Origin of the sequence: Frankia sp. R43, assembly GCF_001306465.1 — a bacterium.
GTDB lineage: Bacteria > Actinomycetota > Actinomycetes > Frankiales > Frankiaceae > Parafrankia > Parafrankia irregularis.
Map to the genome: position 1 here is coordinate 1,546,870 of NZ_LFCW01000001.1, position 14,514 is coordinate 1,561,383.

Annotated in this window: 11 protein-coding genes; 1 reads left to right on the plus strand and 10 read right to left on the minus strand. The window is 72.0% G+C overall.

The annotated features are described in order from the left end of the window. Positions 1-81: 81 nt before the first annotated feature. The 5 genes from ACG83_RS05860 to gatC form a co-directional block, all read right to left on the minus strand. On the minus strand, positions 82-993 hold the full coding sequence (locus ACG83_RS05860; RefSeq protein WP_054565041.1) for a metallophosphoesterase: 912 nt from the start codon (positions 991-993) through the stop codon (positions 82-84). Between the two features lie 38 nt (positions 994-1,031). Then, positions 1,032-2,549, minus strand: coding sequence for an Asp-tRNA(Asn)/Glu-tRNA(Gln) amidotransferase subunit GatB (gene gatB / locus ACG83_RS05865; RefSeq protein WP_054565042.1), 1,518 nt, complete (start codon positions 2,547-2,549; stop codon positions 1,032-1,034). Next, positions 2,546-2,821: a hypothetical protein gene (locus ACG83_RS05870; protein ID WP_054565043.1), complete on the minus strand. Its 276-nt coding sequence runs from the start codon at positions 2,819-2,821 to the stop codon at positions 2,546-2,548. Before ACG83_RS05870 ends, gatB begins: the two co-directional genes overlap by 4 nt. Before the next feature lie 75 nt (positions 2,822-2,896). Continuing rightward, a complete protein-coding gene (gatA, locus tag ACG83_RS05875) occupies positions 2,897-4,429 on the minus strand; it encodes an Asp-tRNA(Asn)/Glu-tRNA(Gln) amidotransferase subunit GatA (protein WP_054565454.1) in 1,533 nt (510 codons plus the stop codon). 17 nt (positions 4,430-4,446) lie between these two features. After that, positions 4,447-4,743: an Asp-tRNA(Asn)/Glu-tRNA(Gln) amidotransferase subunit GatC gene (gatC, locus tag ACG83_RS05880; RefSeq protein ID WP_006541000.1), complete on the minus strand. Its 297-nt coding sequence runs from the start codon at positions 4,741-4,743 to the stop codon at positions 4,447-4,449. Positions 4,744-5,008: 265 nt separating this feature from the next. On the opposite strand from gatC, the gene ACG83_RS05885 reads away from it, so the two are divergent. Then, entirely contained in the window at positions 5,009-5,725 is a 717-nt protein-coding gene (locus ACG83_RS05885; RefSeq protein WP_054565455.1) for an ACT domain-containing protein, read from the plus strand. Between the two features lie 189 nt (positions 5,726-5,914). Here the strand turns inward: ACG83_RS05885 and ACG83_RS05890 are convergent, their stop codons facing one another. The 5 genes from ACG83_RS05890 to ACG83_RS05910 form a co-directional block, all read right to left on the minus strand. Beyond that, entirely contained in the window at positions 5,915-8,356 is a 2,442-nt protein-coding gene (locus ACG83_RS05890) for a bifunctional diguanylate cyclase/phosphodiesterase (RefSeq protein WP_235497682.1), read from the minus strand. Positions 8,357-8,496: 140 nt separating this feature from the next. Next, a complete protein-coding gene (ligA, locus tag ACG83_RS05895; RefSeq protein WP_152991278.1) occupies positions 8,497-10,644 on the minus strand; it encodes an NAD-dependent DNA ligase LigA in 2,148 nt (715 codons plus the stop codon). A 135-nt stretch (positions 10,645-10,779) separates the two neighbouring features. Next, the gene (locus tag ACG83_RS05900) at positions 10,780-11,889 is read right to left on the minus strand and encodes a methionine synthase (RefSeq protein ID WP_054565458.1); all 1,110 of its coding nucleotides are present in this window, start codon (positions 11,887-11,889) and stop codon (positions 10,780-10,782) included. 211 nt (positions 11,890-12,100) lie between these two features. Then, positions 12,101-13,159: a tRNA 2-thiouridine(34) synthase MnmA gene (gene mnmA, locus ACG83_RS05905; RefSeq protein WP_054565044.1), complete on the minus strand. Its 1,059-nt coding sequence runs from the start codon at positions 13,157-13,159 to the stop codon at positions 12,101-12,103. 112 nt (positions 13,160-13,271) lie between these two features. Beyond that, positions 13,272-14,462, minus strand: a complete 1,191-nt coding sequence (locus ACG83_RS05910; RefSeq protein WP_054565045.1) for a cysteine desulfurase family protein — start codon at positions 14,460-14,462, stop codon at positions 13,272-13,274. Between the last annotated feature and the right edge of the window lie 52 nt (positions 14,463-14,514).

Here is a 14,514-nt window from a genome sequence, read left to right on the forward strand (position 1 = left end):
AAGCCGACACGCGGATGGACCGATGGTGGCAACACGGAGGACCACACCTTTGTTGGACCGGCCGACCGACCGGCCAGCCGGTCAGCCGGGCGGGACCACCGCGGACTCCGACTCGTCCCGCGTCGCGCCCCAGGGCGGGATGCGCTCACCGGTCGGCGCGGGCAGGATCTGGCGCAACACCGGTCGTCGGGTCCGCCAGCTGCGCCACTCACGCGGGTAGCCCACCGAGACCTCCTCGAACCGGACGCCGTCGTGCCAGGTCGTCCGAGGAATGTGCAGGTGACCGTAGACCACCGCGGCGACGTTGTAGCGGGTGTGCCAGTCCGCGGTGAGCTCGGTTCCACACCACTGCGCGAACACCGGGTAGCGCAGGATCCTGGTGAGCTCGCGCACCAGCGGGAAATGGTTGACGAGCACGAGGGGGACGTCCCGGGGGCATTCGTCCAGCCGGACGCGCGTCTGCGCGACCCGAGCCCGGCACCAGTCGTCCCTGCTCGGATAGGGGTCGGAGTGCAGCACCGACTCGTCGGAGCACACCACGCCCGCCGCGTACGCCGCGGCGAGCGCCTCCTCCTTGTTCGAGGTGCCCTCGGGACGGAACGTGTAGTCGTAGAGCAGGAACATCGGCACGATGCGCACGGGACCACCCAGCCCGGTCCAGATCGGGTAGGGGTCCTCGGGGGTGAGAACTCCCAGGCCCGCGCACAGGTCGACCAGATGGCGGTAACGGGCCTCTCCGCGCAGGGGCACGGCGTCCCGGCTCAACGTCCACAGCTCATGGTTGCCGGGCACCCACACGACCTGGGCGAACCGGCCCGCGAGCAACCGCAGCGCCCATTCGACGTCGTCGAGACGCTCGCCGACGTCGCCGACCACGAGCAGCCAGTCATCGTCATGGCCCGGCCGCATCGCCTCGACGATCGCCCGGTTCTCCGGATGGCGAACATGGATATCGCTGGTGGCGAGCAGACGCCCCCGCGTGGTCCCAGACATCACCGACGATCGTCGCACATTGCCGGGACCACCGTCGGTCAGGAGACTTCCAGCCGCTCCAGCAACAGCCTGCGGACGGCCGCGGCGTCGGCCTGGCCCCGCATCGTCTTCATCACCGTGCCGACGAGCGGCCCCACCGCGTTCAGCTTGCCGCCCCGGACCTTGTCCGCGATGTCGGGCGCGCCGGCGATGGCGGCGTCGACCGCGTCGCGCAGCGCCGAGTCGTCGGAGACCACGGCCAGCCCCCGCGCGGCGACGACCTCGTCGGGCGAGCCGTCACCCGCGAGCACACCGTCGACGACCTTTCGCCCGAGCGCGTCGGTCAGCTTCCCCTCGGCGACGAGCTCGCAGACCCGGGCCACCTGGGCCGGGCTGATCGCCAGCTCACGCGGCTCGACACCGGCGTCCGAGGCGCGCCTCGCCAGCTCGTTGAGCCACCACTTGCGCGCCCCGGCCGGGCTCGCGCCCGCGGCCACCGTCGCCTCGACCAGCTCCAGCACCCCGGCGTTGCGCATCTCCTGCAGCTCACGGGCGGAGTAGCCGAGCTCCGCGACGAGCCGGGCCCGCCGCTGCGCCGGCAGCTCCGGCAGGACCGCGCGCAGCGCCTCGACGTACTCCGAGGTGAGCGCGAGCGGCGTCAGGTCCGGCTCCGGGAAGTAGCGGTAGTCGGTCGCCTCCTCCTTCGACCGGCCAGAGGAGGTGCGGCCCGACGCCTCGTCGAAGTGCCGGGTCTCCTGGATGACCCGCTCGCCGGCGTCCAGCAGCGCCGCCTGGCGCACGACCTCGAAGCGGACAGCCCGCTCGACCGAACGCAGCGAGTTGAGGTTCTTCGTCTCCGAACGGGTGCCGAACGGCGCGTCCGGCTGCCCTGCCGCGGGCCGGGGCCGCAGCGACACGTTCGCGTCGCAGCGCAGCGAGCCCTGGTCCATCCGCACGTCCGAGACCGCCAGCGCCCGGCACAGCTCCCGCAGCTCGTCGACGTAGGCCCGAGCGACCTCGGGGTGCCGGATGTCGGGCTCGGTGACGATCTCCACCAGGGGGATACCGGCCCGGTTGTAGTCGACCAGGGAGTGGGTGGCTCCGTGGATCCGCCCGGTCGCCCCGCCGACGTGCAGCGACTTGCCGGTGTCCTCCTCCAGGTGGACCCGGGTGATCCCGACCCGGTGGATCTCCCCCTCGACCTCGACGTCCAGCCAGCCGTTCGAGCACAGCGGCTCGTCGTACTGACTGATCTGGAAGTTCTTCGGCATGTCCGGATAGAAGTAGTTCTTCCGGGCGAACCGGCACCAGGTCGCGATCGTGCAGTTCAGCGCGAGCCCGATGAGCGTCGCGAACCGCACCGCGGCCTCGTTCACCACCGGCAGCGCCCCGGGCAGACCCAGGCAGACCGGGCATACCTGGGTGTTCGGCTCCGCGCCGAACGTCGTCGCGCACCCGCAGAACATCTTGGAGGCGGTGCCGAGCTCGACATGGGTCTCCAGCCCGATCACCGCCTCGTAGCGCGCGATGGCGTCCTCATAGGAGGGGGTGGCGATGACGGGAGCCGATGTGCTCACCGGGATGACTCCTCTTCGATGCCGTCTTCAAGGCCGTCTTCGTGACCGCCGGCCGCCGGCCGCCCAGGTGTTGTCCCCTGGCTGCCGGCCTGACGCCGCGTGTCACGGACATGGACGTAGCCCAGCGCGAGCGCCGCGGGCAGGCCGATGATCCCCCAGACGAGCAGGATCGGGCTCAACGTCAGGACGCCGAGGACGAGCACCACGAGCGTGAGCCCCCAGACAATCAGCAGAAGTGCGCGGTCCTGGCGACCGCTGCGCAGCTCGACCATCTCTTTCTCGTCCCTCCTCTCGTGGTGTGCTGGCCTGTTGTCCACAGCGTCGGATTGTCCACAGCGTCGGTTCGTCTACAGCGTCGGTGCTTCGTCGAGCAGGGCGTGCCCCCGCCGGGCGTCCAGCGCGGCCTCCAGTGCGCCGCCGACCAGGTAGAGCCGGTCATCGGCGAACGCCGGCGCCATGATCTGGATGCCCACGGGCAGCCCGTCCACCAGCCCGGACGGCAGGCTCATCGCCGGCCCACCGGCGAGGTTGGACGGAATCGTGCACAGGTCCGACAGGTACATCGCCACCGGGTCGTCGACCTTGTCCCCGATCGGGAAGGCCGGCGTCGGCGTGGTCGGTGAGACCAGCACGTCAGCCTGTTCGTAGGCGGCGGCGAAGTCCCGGCTGATCAGCGTCCGGACCTTCTGTGCCTGCCCGTAGTAGGCGTCGTAGTACCCCGAGGACAGCGCGTACGTGCCGAGCATGACCCGCCGCTTCACCTCGGCACCGAACCCGACGTCCCGGGTACGGCTCATGACCTCCTCCGCGCCGGCACGACCGTCGTCCCCGGCCCGCAGGCCGAACCGCATCGCGTCGAAGCGGGCCAGGTTGGACGAGCACTCGCTCGGTGCGATCAGGTAGTACGCCGCCATCGCGTAGGTGAAGTGCGGGCAGCTCACCTCGACCACCTCGGCACCGAGCCCGGCCAGCTCCGCGACGGCCGCGTCGAACGCGGCCTGCACTCCCGGGTCGTAGCCCTCGCCGGCGAGCTCACGCACAACGCCCACCCGCATTCCGCGGATGTCCCGGCGGCCGGCGGCCTCCACCACCGGAGGCACCGGCAGCTCGACGCTGGTGCTGTCCATCGGGTCGTGCCCGGCGATGGCCGCGTGCAGCAGGGCGGCGTCGGCGACGGTACGGGTGATCGGGCCCGCCTGGTCCAGAGAGCTGGAGAAGGCGACGAGGCCGTACCGGCTGACCCCGCCGTAGGTCGGCTTGACCCCGACCAGACCGCAGACGGCGGCCGGCTGACGGATCGAGCCACCCGTGTCGGTGCCGATGGACAGCGGCGCTTCGAAAGCGGCCACCGCGGCCGCGCTGCCACCGCTGCTGCCACCCGGAATCCGGGTGAGATCCCATGGGTTACGGGTCGGGCCGTACGCCGAGTTCTCGGTGGAGGAGCCCATCGCGAACTCGTCCATGTTGACCTTGCCGAGAATGACGACGTCGGCAGCACGCAACCGGGAGACCACAGTCGCGTCGTAGGGCGGCCGCCAGCCTTCGAGAATCCTGCTGCCGCAGGTGGTCGGCATGCCGCGGGCGGTGAACACGTCCTTGAGTGCGAGCGGCACACCGGCCAGTGGACCCAGCCGCTCCCCCGCGGCACGCCGGGCGTCCACCGCGCGGGCGGCGGCAAGCGCGCCTTCCGCGTCGACGTGCAGGAACGCGTGCACCGCGTCGTCGACCTTCGCGATGCGGTCCAGGGCGGCGAGGGTGGCCTCCTCCGCGGAAAGCTCACCTGCGGCGATCGCGGCAGCCGTCTCGGCGGCCGTCAGCCGGACGACGTCGTCCGTCCGGGCGGACTCCACGGGCGTCGAGATGCCTGAAACGTCGGTCATGTGCAGCCTGGTGCCCTTCACTCTTCCGGATCGAGAATGCGCGGCACCCGGAACCGGCCCTCCTCGGCGGCGGGCGCGCCGGCGAGGACGTCGGCGACCGGCAGCGACGGGCGAGTCACGTCCGCGCGGAAGACATTGGTGAGCGGTACGGCGTGCGAGGTCGGCGGAATGTCCGCCGCCGCCACCTCGGCGACCCTGGCCACGGCGCCGAGAATCGCCTCCAGCTGCGGTGCGAGCGCGTCGAGCTCAGCGGAGGACAGGGACATCCGCGACAGGCGGGCAAGGTTCGCGACCTCGTCCCGGGTGATCGCCATTCCGGTGGACCCCTCGTGAGCGGTGGGCACAGGCCCTACATCGGCTAGGTCGTGGCGCGCGCCGCGCGGGCAGCGGCGTACCTGGCGAAGCGCGGCGTCAGCGTGCACTCATCGTACGGGTCCGCGTCGCGGAGCCGGCGCGCCGCGCGACGCACGCAGCCACCCACGATCACCCGTTCCCGAAAACCGTTTCCTTACAGGCAGGTGACCTGCATCGACATCTGCCCGTGACGTGATCGCCATGACAGCGTCACACATCTTGCGCATGCTCAGCCGCATGTCGTACCTGCTCCGGCTCCTTCTGCCCGACCATCCTGGCGCGCTGGGCGCGGTGGCGACGGCCCTCGGCGCGGCGGGGATCGACATCGTGAGCCTCTCGGTCGTGGAGCACACACCCGCCGGCGCGGTCGACGACATGATCGTGCTGCTGCCGCCCGGCGGTCTGGCCGACCGCGTGTTCACCGCCGCCCAGTCCGTTCCCGGGGTGACCGTCGAGGCCCTGCGCCCCTTCCTCGCCGACGGTGCCGGTATCGGCGACGACCTGGAGCTCGTCGACGCGCTGACGGAACGTCCCGCCGAAGCCGCGGCCGTGTTGACCGAGCTGGTCTCGGGTGTCTTCAACGCCGACTGGGCCCTGTTGCTCGAGCACCTGGCGCCGGGTGACGTCCGCGTCCGCGAGGCGTCGGTGGGCGCTCCCAACCTCGGCAGCGACGACCTGGGCGTGCCGGAACGGGTCCGCATCTCCCTGCCGTGGCTGCCGTTGGAGAAGGCCAGGCGAATCGCACCCAGCGATGGGGAGTTCCCGGCTCGCTGGGAGGCGGTCAGCATGGAGCTCGCCGCCGCGCCTGTCGGCCACGACCAGCTGGTCCTGCTCGTCGGCAGACCAGGCGGCCCGGCGTTCCGCGGCTCGGAGATCGCGCGTCTGGCGCATCTGGCCGGCATCGCCGCCAGCCTCGCCCGTACCAACGGCCCCCGGCGCTAGCGAGCGACCGTCCGCCGGCCCGTCAACGACGCCCGGCCCGTCAACGACGCCCGGCCCGCCAGCGACACCCGACCCGCCAACGGCGCCTTCGGCGGACAGCCTGACCTGGAGCATCGCAGCGTCTCGGCAGGCGATCGTCCGGTTCGGCGCGCAGCGCACTGGAAGCTGACGGAACCCGATGCAGTCCCGTCAGCCGTCGCGGCTCAGGCTCACCACGGCGTCCTGTGACTGGCCGTGCCTGGAGCCCACCTGGCGGGCCTCACCGGGACGATGTCCGGTGAGAAGCTCGCCGGCCTGGCCGGGCTCGACCAGCCACCGGGTGACCAACGCCGCGGGCAGTGCCGGCGCCACATGCCAGCCCTGCGCGGCGTCCGCGCCGAAACCGGCGAGCTGGCACCACTCCGTCGATGTCTCGACGCCTTCCGCCACGACGCGCATCCCGAGGTCGGACGCCATCCGCACCACGGCGCGAATGAAGGCGACCTCCCTGGTGGCTGCCTCCCAGGCCGCGGTTTCCCCATCGGCCAGACCCATCGTGACGGCGTCTCGGGGGTCGGCGCCCAGCCGGCCGATCACCGTCCGATCGATCTTGATCTCGCCGATCGGCAACCGACGCAGGGCGTCCAGGGAGATCAGTCCGGTGCCGAAGTCATCCAGGCTCACGGTCACGCCGAGGTCGACCAGATCCCGGAGCGCGCGGGCGGCCCCGTCGCCGTCGGCGGTCAGCGCCCGTTCGGTCACCTCGAAGGTGAGTGCGCCCGGTGGCAGGTTGTTGGCGGCAAGCGCGCTCGCGACGGACCCGACGAAACCGGGGTCGCGCAGATCACGCGGGGAAACGTTCAGCGCGACCGCGGCCGGGATGCCGGCCGCGTGCCACCGGGCGGTCTGGGCCAGCGCCGTGTCCATCGCCCAGGAGGTGATCGGACGGATCAGACCAGCGGACTCGGCGAGCGGCACGAAGACTCCCGGCAGCAGCAGACCGCGGCTGGGGTGCCGCCAACGCAGCAGCGCCTCGGTTCGGCGCACCCTTCCGTCGACGATCTCCGCCTGAGGCTGGTAGTGCAGTTCGAGCTGCCCGTGGTCGAGGGCGTAGCCCAGCTCCGCCGTGGTCCGCGTACGCAGCCGGGCCCGGCGGGCGTCACGCGGGCCGTAGGCCTGGACCCCCAGCCGGTGCTCCTTCGCCGCGTACATCGCGATATCAGCGGACTGCGACAGCGCTGGCAGATCAGCGCCGTGATCGGGGTAGAGCGCCACGCCGACACTCACATCGATGTCGCAGAACTGACCGTCGATCTCGTACGGCGCGCGCACGACACCGCGAACCCGCCCGGCGACCTCGGTGGCGACAGCCCGACCGTCGGCGCCGGGTGGAAGCCAGGGAAGCAGCACCGCGAACTCGTCACCACCGAGCCTCGCGACGACATCCCCGGGGCGCAGGGCAGCGGCGAGACGAGCCGCGGCGACAACCAGCAGACGGTCGCCGACATCGTGCCCGAGCCGGTCGTTGACCTCCTTGAACCGGTCGAGGTCGAGCAGCAGCAGCCCGACACGAGTACCGGTCCGTTCCGCCGCCGCGATGCTTAGCGCCGCACGCTCGGCGAGGGCGGTCCGGTTCGGCAGGCCGGTCAGCCCGTCATGACGGGCCTCATGCTCCTTCTGCCGCGCGCCCTCACCGACCCTCGTCACCACCCGCAGCGCGGGCAGGAGCAGCAGCGCCAGCCAAGGTCCACGCCCGGCGGCGATCACGATCAACGGCGCCAGGGACAGCAGGGCCGCGGCGACCGCCAGCCGCCGATGCAGCTCGTTGTACAGCAGACGGAACGATGCATCGCCACGGCTGCCGCTCCCACGGCTACCGCCCCCGCGGACGTCGTTCCGCCAGCCGCGGGCAGCTCCGCCGACACGCGCGCCCGGCCGGTTCGGCCGGGCAGGCCGGTTCGGCCGGGCAGGCCGGGCCGGCCGAACCGGCCCGCGCGACCGAAGCGGCCCGACTGGAGCGCCGGCCAGGTCATCGATCACGAACAGCACCAGCGCGGCGAGGGCGACAGCCGGCAGCTCGGCGGTACCGAGGGTGCGGTCGAGACCGAACGCCGCGACGACGGCCCCGGCTGCGGCGAGCCCAAGCGCGCGACGCCCCACCCGGGCGACCACACGCCCCAGCGAACTCCGTCGCGGCAGCTCCAGCAGAACGCCCACGACGAGGTGAACCGCCAGTGCCGGCGCGGCACCCCAGCCGAGCAGAATCGCGAACAGGAAGGTGCCCGTGAGGTCCGTGCCGCCGCCGCCCACCACCTGGCCCGCAGCGGACCCGGGCCCCAGCCCCGACAGCAGCCCAGACCCCGCCCCAGACCCTGGCAGTGGCCCGGTGATCTGCGCCGATGCGGACGGCATCAGCGATGGGTGCGGCTGCGGGCCGACGGCGACGGTGAGCCCGGCGAGCAGCGCGAAGGCCACCCCGAGATCGTCGAATCCGCCGCGGCTGGCCGCGACGGCGATGATCGCGAGTGCGGACAGGCATCCCAGCGCCCCGCCCACGGTCACCCAGACGGCGGACAACGATGCGGGTGGCCTGGACAGCCCAGACGCCTCGGACAGCCCCGACGGCCCGCCGCTCGGCCGAGGGCCCCCCATCAGCAAAGCCCAGGTCCGCCCGGAGCCCATCCGTCGACGTGTTGCAGATGCTCGTAAGCGCGGCCCGTCACGCGGCCAGGTACATGACAGAACATATGAGTGCTCACCGTGATGAACCTTTCGCTGCCAGGATTCGAAGGCTACCCCTCCCCCTCTTCGTGCACGGCAAGCGCCCTGGCCGCATCCGCTCCGTCACCGAGCAGCGCCGCGAAGCCCGTCTCGTCGAGCAACGGAATCCGCAGACTCAGCGCCTTCTGGTACTTCGAGGCGCCTGGATCCACTCCGGCGACCACGAAAGTGGTCTTCTTGCTCACCGAGCCGGTGACCTTTCCGCCACGCGCCTGCACCGCCTCGGTAGCGGTATCCCGGCTCCACCCCTGCAGCGTTCCGGTGATGACGACGACGACACCGTCCAGCAGCCCGGGGCCCTCTCCCGCGCCCTCATCCGCCAGACGGGCCCCACCGGCTGCGATACGGGCGACGACATCGCGATGGCGGGGATCGGCGAACCAGTCGACCACCGCTTCGGCGATCTTCGGCCCGACCCCGTCGACGGCGGCGAGCCGCTCGGCCGGCGCGGCGGCGATCGCGTCGAGGGAGCGCAGCTCCCGGGCCAACGCGCGGGCGGCGGTCGGCCCCACATGCCGGATCGACAACCCGACGAGCAACCGCCACAGCGGCCGGTCCCGAGCCGCCTCGATCCCGCGCAGAATCTGGTCGACCTTCTTGCTCGCAAAGCCACGCAGGCCCTCGAAGGACTCCGGCGCGAGCTGAAAAATGTCGCCTATGTCACGGATGCGACCCTCGGCGAGTAGCACCGTCGCGGTCTCATAGCCCAGCCCGTCGATATCGAGCGCGCCGCGCGACGCCAGGTGGAAAACCGACTCCCGCAGCTGCGCCGGACACGACACCGTGTTCGGGCAGCGGATGTCCACCTCGCCTTCGGGACGGACCAGCTCGGTACCGCACTCCGGGCAGTGCGTGGGCATGACGAACGCACGCTCCGAACCATCCCGCAGGTCGACGACCGGGCTGACGATCTCCGGAATGACGTCGCCGGCCTTGCGGAGCACGACCATGTCCCCGATGAGCACTCCCTTGCGGCCCACCTCGTCGATGTTGTGCAGGGTGGCCATACCCACCGTCGACCCCGCCACCTTCACCGGCTCGAGGACCCCGAACGGTGTCACCCGGCCCGTTCGGCCGACGTTGACCTGGATGTCCCGCAGCCGGGTGGTGACCTCCTCGGGCGGGTACTTGAACGCGACCGCCCAGCGGGGTGCCTTCGAGGTGGCGCCGAGCCGGCGCTGCTGGGCGAAACCGTCGACCTTGATGACGACGCCGTCGATCTCGTGCTCGACGTCGTGCCGCTGCTCACCCCACGCCCGCACGAAGGCGAGCACCTCATCGACCCCCGCGCACACCTGATAGCGCGTGGAGACCGGCAGGCCCAGCTCAGCCAGCCGCTCGTAGGCAGCCGACTGTGACTCCACCTCGAACCCCCGGTTCGCGCCGAGCCCGTGCACGATCATGGCCAGCGGGCGGCTGGCCGTGACCCGGGGGTCCTTCTGCCGCAGCGACCCGGCAGCCGCGTTTCGCGGGTTGGCGAACGGCGCCTTTCCCGCCTCGACCAGTGACGCGTTGAGCTCGGCGAACCCCGCGGTCGGGAAGTACACCTCCCCACGGACCTCCAGCAGCTCCGGCACGCCCCGGCCACGCAGCCGTGCCGGCACACTGCGCAGGCTGCGCACGTTCAGCGTGATGTCCTCACCGGTACGGCCGTCGCCGCGGGTGGCCGCGCTCACCAGAGCGCCGGCCTCGTAGACGAGGTCGACCGCGAGCCCGTCGATCTTCAGCTCGCACAGCCAGGCCTCCACCGGCTGCTCCCGCGCGGCACGTGCGGCCCAGGCGTGGAACCCGTCCTCGTCGAAGACGTTGTCCAGCGACAGCAGCCGTTCCAGGTGGGTGACCGGCGTGAAAAGCGTCGAGTAGGAGCCGGCTACCTTCTGTGTCGGCGAGTCCGCGGTTCGCAGCTCCGGGTACCGCTGCTCGATCTGGTCAAGCTCACGCAGAAGCGCGTCGTACTCGGCGTCGGCGATGGTCGGCGCGTCGAGCACGTAGTAGCGGTGGGCATGTTCCTCCAGATCACGGGCCAGCTCCGCGGCACGCGCGCGCACAGCCGTGTCAGGCGCCTCGGCCTCGGGCACCCCCGCGTCAGGCACCGGCGCCGCCGCGGGCACCGCCACCACCTGGTTGTCGGCCATCGGCTCGACGCCTTCCTCCGCCATGCTCACCGAACTCCCCACGCCACAGCTGCAGCGGAACTCACCGGCCGGATGTCACTGAGCCTTTTCCACCGCCGGCTCCGACCTGCCGCGACACGCCCGACGAGCGTGCGATGGAAAAGGCTCACTGTGTGGAAATCACTGCGGTGATTCCACCAGGACCCGCGCCGCCAGGCGGCAGTGCCGCAGCACGGCACGCGCATCGGCCACCGTGGCATGAGCCAGACCACACGTTGGTGTCACCGCGACCACCTCTCCCAGCAGCTCCGGACGGAAACCCAGCCGACGCCACAGGTCGACCGCCACCGCGACGGTACGACGAGGGTCCGACAGATCCTGGCCGACTCCGGCGGAGGTCGGTACCAGGCCGAGCATCAGCCCCATCCCCGCCTCGACCGCCTCGCCGACGGCGTCGTCCTGGTCCCGGGTGAGCAGCGTCGCGTCCAGGCCGACGAAGCGGGCCCCGGCCTGGCGCAGCAGTCCGATCGGGACGTCGGGCGCACAGCAGTGCACGCCGGCCGCGATCACCGCCCCGACCGCGGTCGCCGTGGCCAGGACGGCCGCCAGCCGCTCCGTCGCCGGCCCTTCCTCGACCGCGCGCAGCACCGAGAAGCCACTGGGTGTGCGGATGCGTCCGGCGAGCGCCGCCGGCAGCGCCGGCTCGTCCAGCTGGACCACCAGGCGGGCTCCCGGTATCCGGCGAGCGAGGTCGGCCAGCAGGCCGCTGAGTCCCTCCGCGAGTCCCTCCGCGAGGTCACGGGTGGCGCCCGCATCCGCGAGCGCCTTGTGCCCGCGTGGCAGCTCCACCGTGCTCGCCAACGTCCAGGGACCACCGACGGCCACCTTGAGCGGGCCGGTGTAGCCGGCGGCCGCCTCGGTGAACGCGTCGAGGTCCCGTTCAAGCAGGTCGCGGGCCCGGCGGAGGTCGAGCCCCGGGCGGGGCACCAGCCGCCAACCGGATGGCTGCAGATCGACCGGCAGATCCGCCAGCACCGCGCAGGTCCGGCCGATCATGTCGGCACCCACTCCGCGGGCGGGCAGCTCCGGCAGGAAGGGCAGGTCCGGGACCTCCCCCAGCACGTAGCGCGCCGCTTCGACCGGGTCGAGGTCGGGCAGTGACCCGACACCCGACGCGCACCCCGCCGACCACGGCAGGCCTTCGGGCGCGGCAGGGGTCTGGCCAGCCGGCGACGCGCTGTCCCCCTCCTCCGGCGGCCCCGGCTCGCGCTCCGTCGCGGACCACATCATCGCCACATCGACTCCTCAATCTCCGGAACAGTCTCCGGACGCATCCCGGGTCTCAGGCGCATCACACGCCCGCGGCCGGCCGGGTGCCGTCGCCGGGTGCCCTCGTGCCTGGTGCCCTGGTGCCGATGCCATCGGGCCGGTCCCGGGGCTGGCCCACGCCGCGGGCCCCAACGTGGCTTCCGCCGTCAGGGACCGGATCCGGAAAAGGATGTCAGGCGGCCAGCGAGCGGATGCGGCCGCCGCCGAGCACACGGTCGCCGTCGTAGAACACCACGGCCTGACCGGCCGCCGTCCCGCGCACCGGCTCGACCAGCTGCACGTCAAGCTCCTCGCCACGGGCACGGACCACCGCGGGGACCACACCACCGTGTGCCCGCACCTGCGCCACACACGACACCGGGCCCTCGTGCGGCCAGACGATCCGCTCCGCGACCAGGCTGCGCATGTCCAGCGCCCGCGCCGGCCCGACGGTCACCGTGGACGTCACCGGGGACACCTCGAGCACGTAGCGTGGACGGCCGTCCGGCGCGGGGTGACCCAGCCGCAGGCCCCGGCGCTGCCCCACCGTGAAGGCGTAGGCGCCGTCGTGCTCACCGAGGGTCTCGCCGGTCTCGGAGTCGACGATGGGGCCGGGCCGCGGCCCCAGCCGGTCACGGAGCCAGGCCCCGGTGTCCCCGGCGGCGACGAAGCAGATGTCGTGGCTGTCCGGCTTGTCGGCGACGCCCAGCCCACGGCGCGCCGCCTCCTCACGCACCTGGGCCTTCGTCGAGTCGCCGAGCGGGAATCGAGCCGCGGCGAGCTGGTCGGGGCGCAACGTGCCGAGTACGTAGGACTGGTCCTTGGCCAGGTCCACCGAGCGGCGCAGGGTGCCATCCGGGTCGAGTCTCGCGTGATGCCCGGTGACCACGGCGTCAAATCCGAGCGCGAGCGCCTTGTCCAGGACGGCGGAGAACTTGATGCGCTCATTGCACTGAACACATGGGTTAGGGGTTCGTCCGGCGGCGTAGTCGGCGACGAACTGGTCGATGACCTCCGCCTCGAAGCGGTCCGCGAGATCCCACACGTAGAAGGGGATACCGAGCACGTCGGCGGCACGGCGGGCGTCCCGCGCGTCCTCCAGAGTGCAGCAGCCTCGAGAACCGACCCGGTCGGAGGCCGGCGACCGGGACAGGGCGAGATGGACGCCGGTCACATCATGACCGGCGTCCACGGCCCTGGCCGCGGCGACCGCCGAATCGACGCCACCCGACATTGCCGCGAGCACCTTCATCCCGCTCACGATCCCATCTCCCGCTCTCCCGCTCTCCCGTCCGGCCAGACGGCCCTCCGACCAGCTGTCAGGATCCGCGAGTCCAGACCCGCACGACCAGACCCGCCCGAGATCAGATCCGCGAGGTCAGGCCCGCGAGCTCACCAGCCCGGCCCGCCCGTTCGACCACCTGCCCGATCACCGCGACCAGCGCGTCGACGTCCGCGGCGACCGAACCGTGCCCGAGCGAGAAACGCAGCGAACCGCGAGCGTGCGCCTCCTCGACACCCATAGCCAACAGCACATGAGAGGGCCGCGCGATTCCCGCCGAGCAGGCGGAACCGGTCGAGCATTCCACTCCGTGCGCGTCGAGCAGCATGAGCAGCGAGTCGCCCTCACAGCCGGGAAAGGTCAGATGGGCGTTGCCGGGCAGCCGGCCGGCGCCGGAGGGCGCACCGTTGAGGACGGCCCCGGGAACCTCCGCGAGGACCCGACGCACCAGGTCATCGCGCAGGTCGGTAAGCCGGAGCCGCTCCGCGGGCAGCTCCGCCGTGGCGACGCGCGCGGCCGCCGCGAAGGCGGCGACACCGGGCGTGTTGAGCGTGCCGGAACGGACGTCGCGCTCCTGGCCACCGCCGTGCAGGTGCGGCTCAAGCTCGAGGCCTCGCCGCAGGAGCAGCGCCCCGACTCCGACCGGGCCGCCGATCTTGTGCGCGCTGATCGTGAGTGCGTCCGCCGCGCTCGCGGCGAAGGACGTCTCCACCTGGCCGAATGCCTGCACCGCGTCGGTATGGAAAGGAATGCCGTAGTGGTGCGCGATACTCGCCAGCTCGGCGACCGGCTGGATCGTGCCCACCTCGCTGTTCGCCCACATGACCGAGATCAGCGCGACGGACGACGGATCGGCCTGCACGGCCGCACGCAGTGCCTCGGGGTGCACCAGGCCGGTGCCGTCCACCGGGATCTTCTCCAGCACCGCGCCCTGCTGCCTGGCCAGCCACGACGCCGTGTCCAGCACGGCGGGATGCTCGATCGCGCTGACCAGCACACGCCGCCGCTGCGGGTCGGCCGCCCGGCGGGACCAGAACAGGCCCTTCACCGCGAGATTGTCACTTTCCGTGCCGCCACCCGTGAAGATGACGTCGGACGGCCGCGCGCCCAGCACCTCGGCCAGCGACTCCCGCGACTCCTCGACGAGCCGGCGTGCGCGCCGACCGCCGGCATGCAGTGAAGAGGCGTTGCCCGCGCCGGTCAGGGCTGCGGTGAACGCCTCGACGGCCTCGGGACGCATAGGCGTGGTCGCCGCGTGGTCGAGGTAGGTCACGTCTGTAGAGGGTAGCCGCAGCCTGGACGCCTCAGCTGGGCTCACCGGGGCC

Coding starts and splice junctions, on each gene's coding strand:
- ACG83_RS05860 (WP_054565041.1), bottom strand. CDS start 993: ATGTCTGGGACCACGCGGGGGCGTCTGCTCGCCACCAGCGATATCCAT.
- ACG83_RS05890 (WP_235497682.1), bottom strand. CDS start 8,356: ATGGGGGGCCCTCGGCCGAGCGGCGGGCCGTCGGGGCTGTCCGAGGCG.
- ACG83_RS05885 (WP_054565455.1), top strand. CDS start 5,009: ATGCTCAGCCGCATGTCGTACCTGCTCCGGCTCCTTCTGCCCGACCAT.
- ligA (WP_152991278.1), bottom strand. CDS start 10,644: ATGGCGGAGGAAGGCGTCGAGCCGATGGCCGACAACCAGGTGGTGGCG.
- gatA (WP_054565454.1), bottom strand. CDS start 4,429: ATGACCGACGTTTCAGGCATCTCGACGCCCGTGGAGTCCGCCCGGACG.
- ACG83_RS05870 (WP_054565043.1), bottom strand. CDS start 2,821: ATGGTCGAGCTGCGCAGCGGTCGCCAGGACCGCGCACTTCTGCTGATT.
- ACG83_RS05900 (WP_054565458.1), bottom strand. CDS start 11,889: ATGATGTGGTCCGCGACGGAGCGCGAGCCGGGGCCGCCGGAGGAGGGG.
- mnmA (WP_054565044.1), bottom strand. CDS start 13,159: ATGAAGGTGCTCGCGGCAATGTCGGGTGGCGTCGATTCGGCGGTCGCC.
- gatC (WP_006541000.1), bottom strand. CDS start 4,743: ATGGCGATCACCCGGGACGAGGTCGCGAACCTTGCCCGCCTGTCGCGG.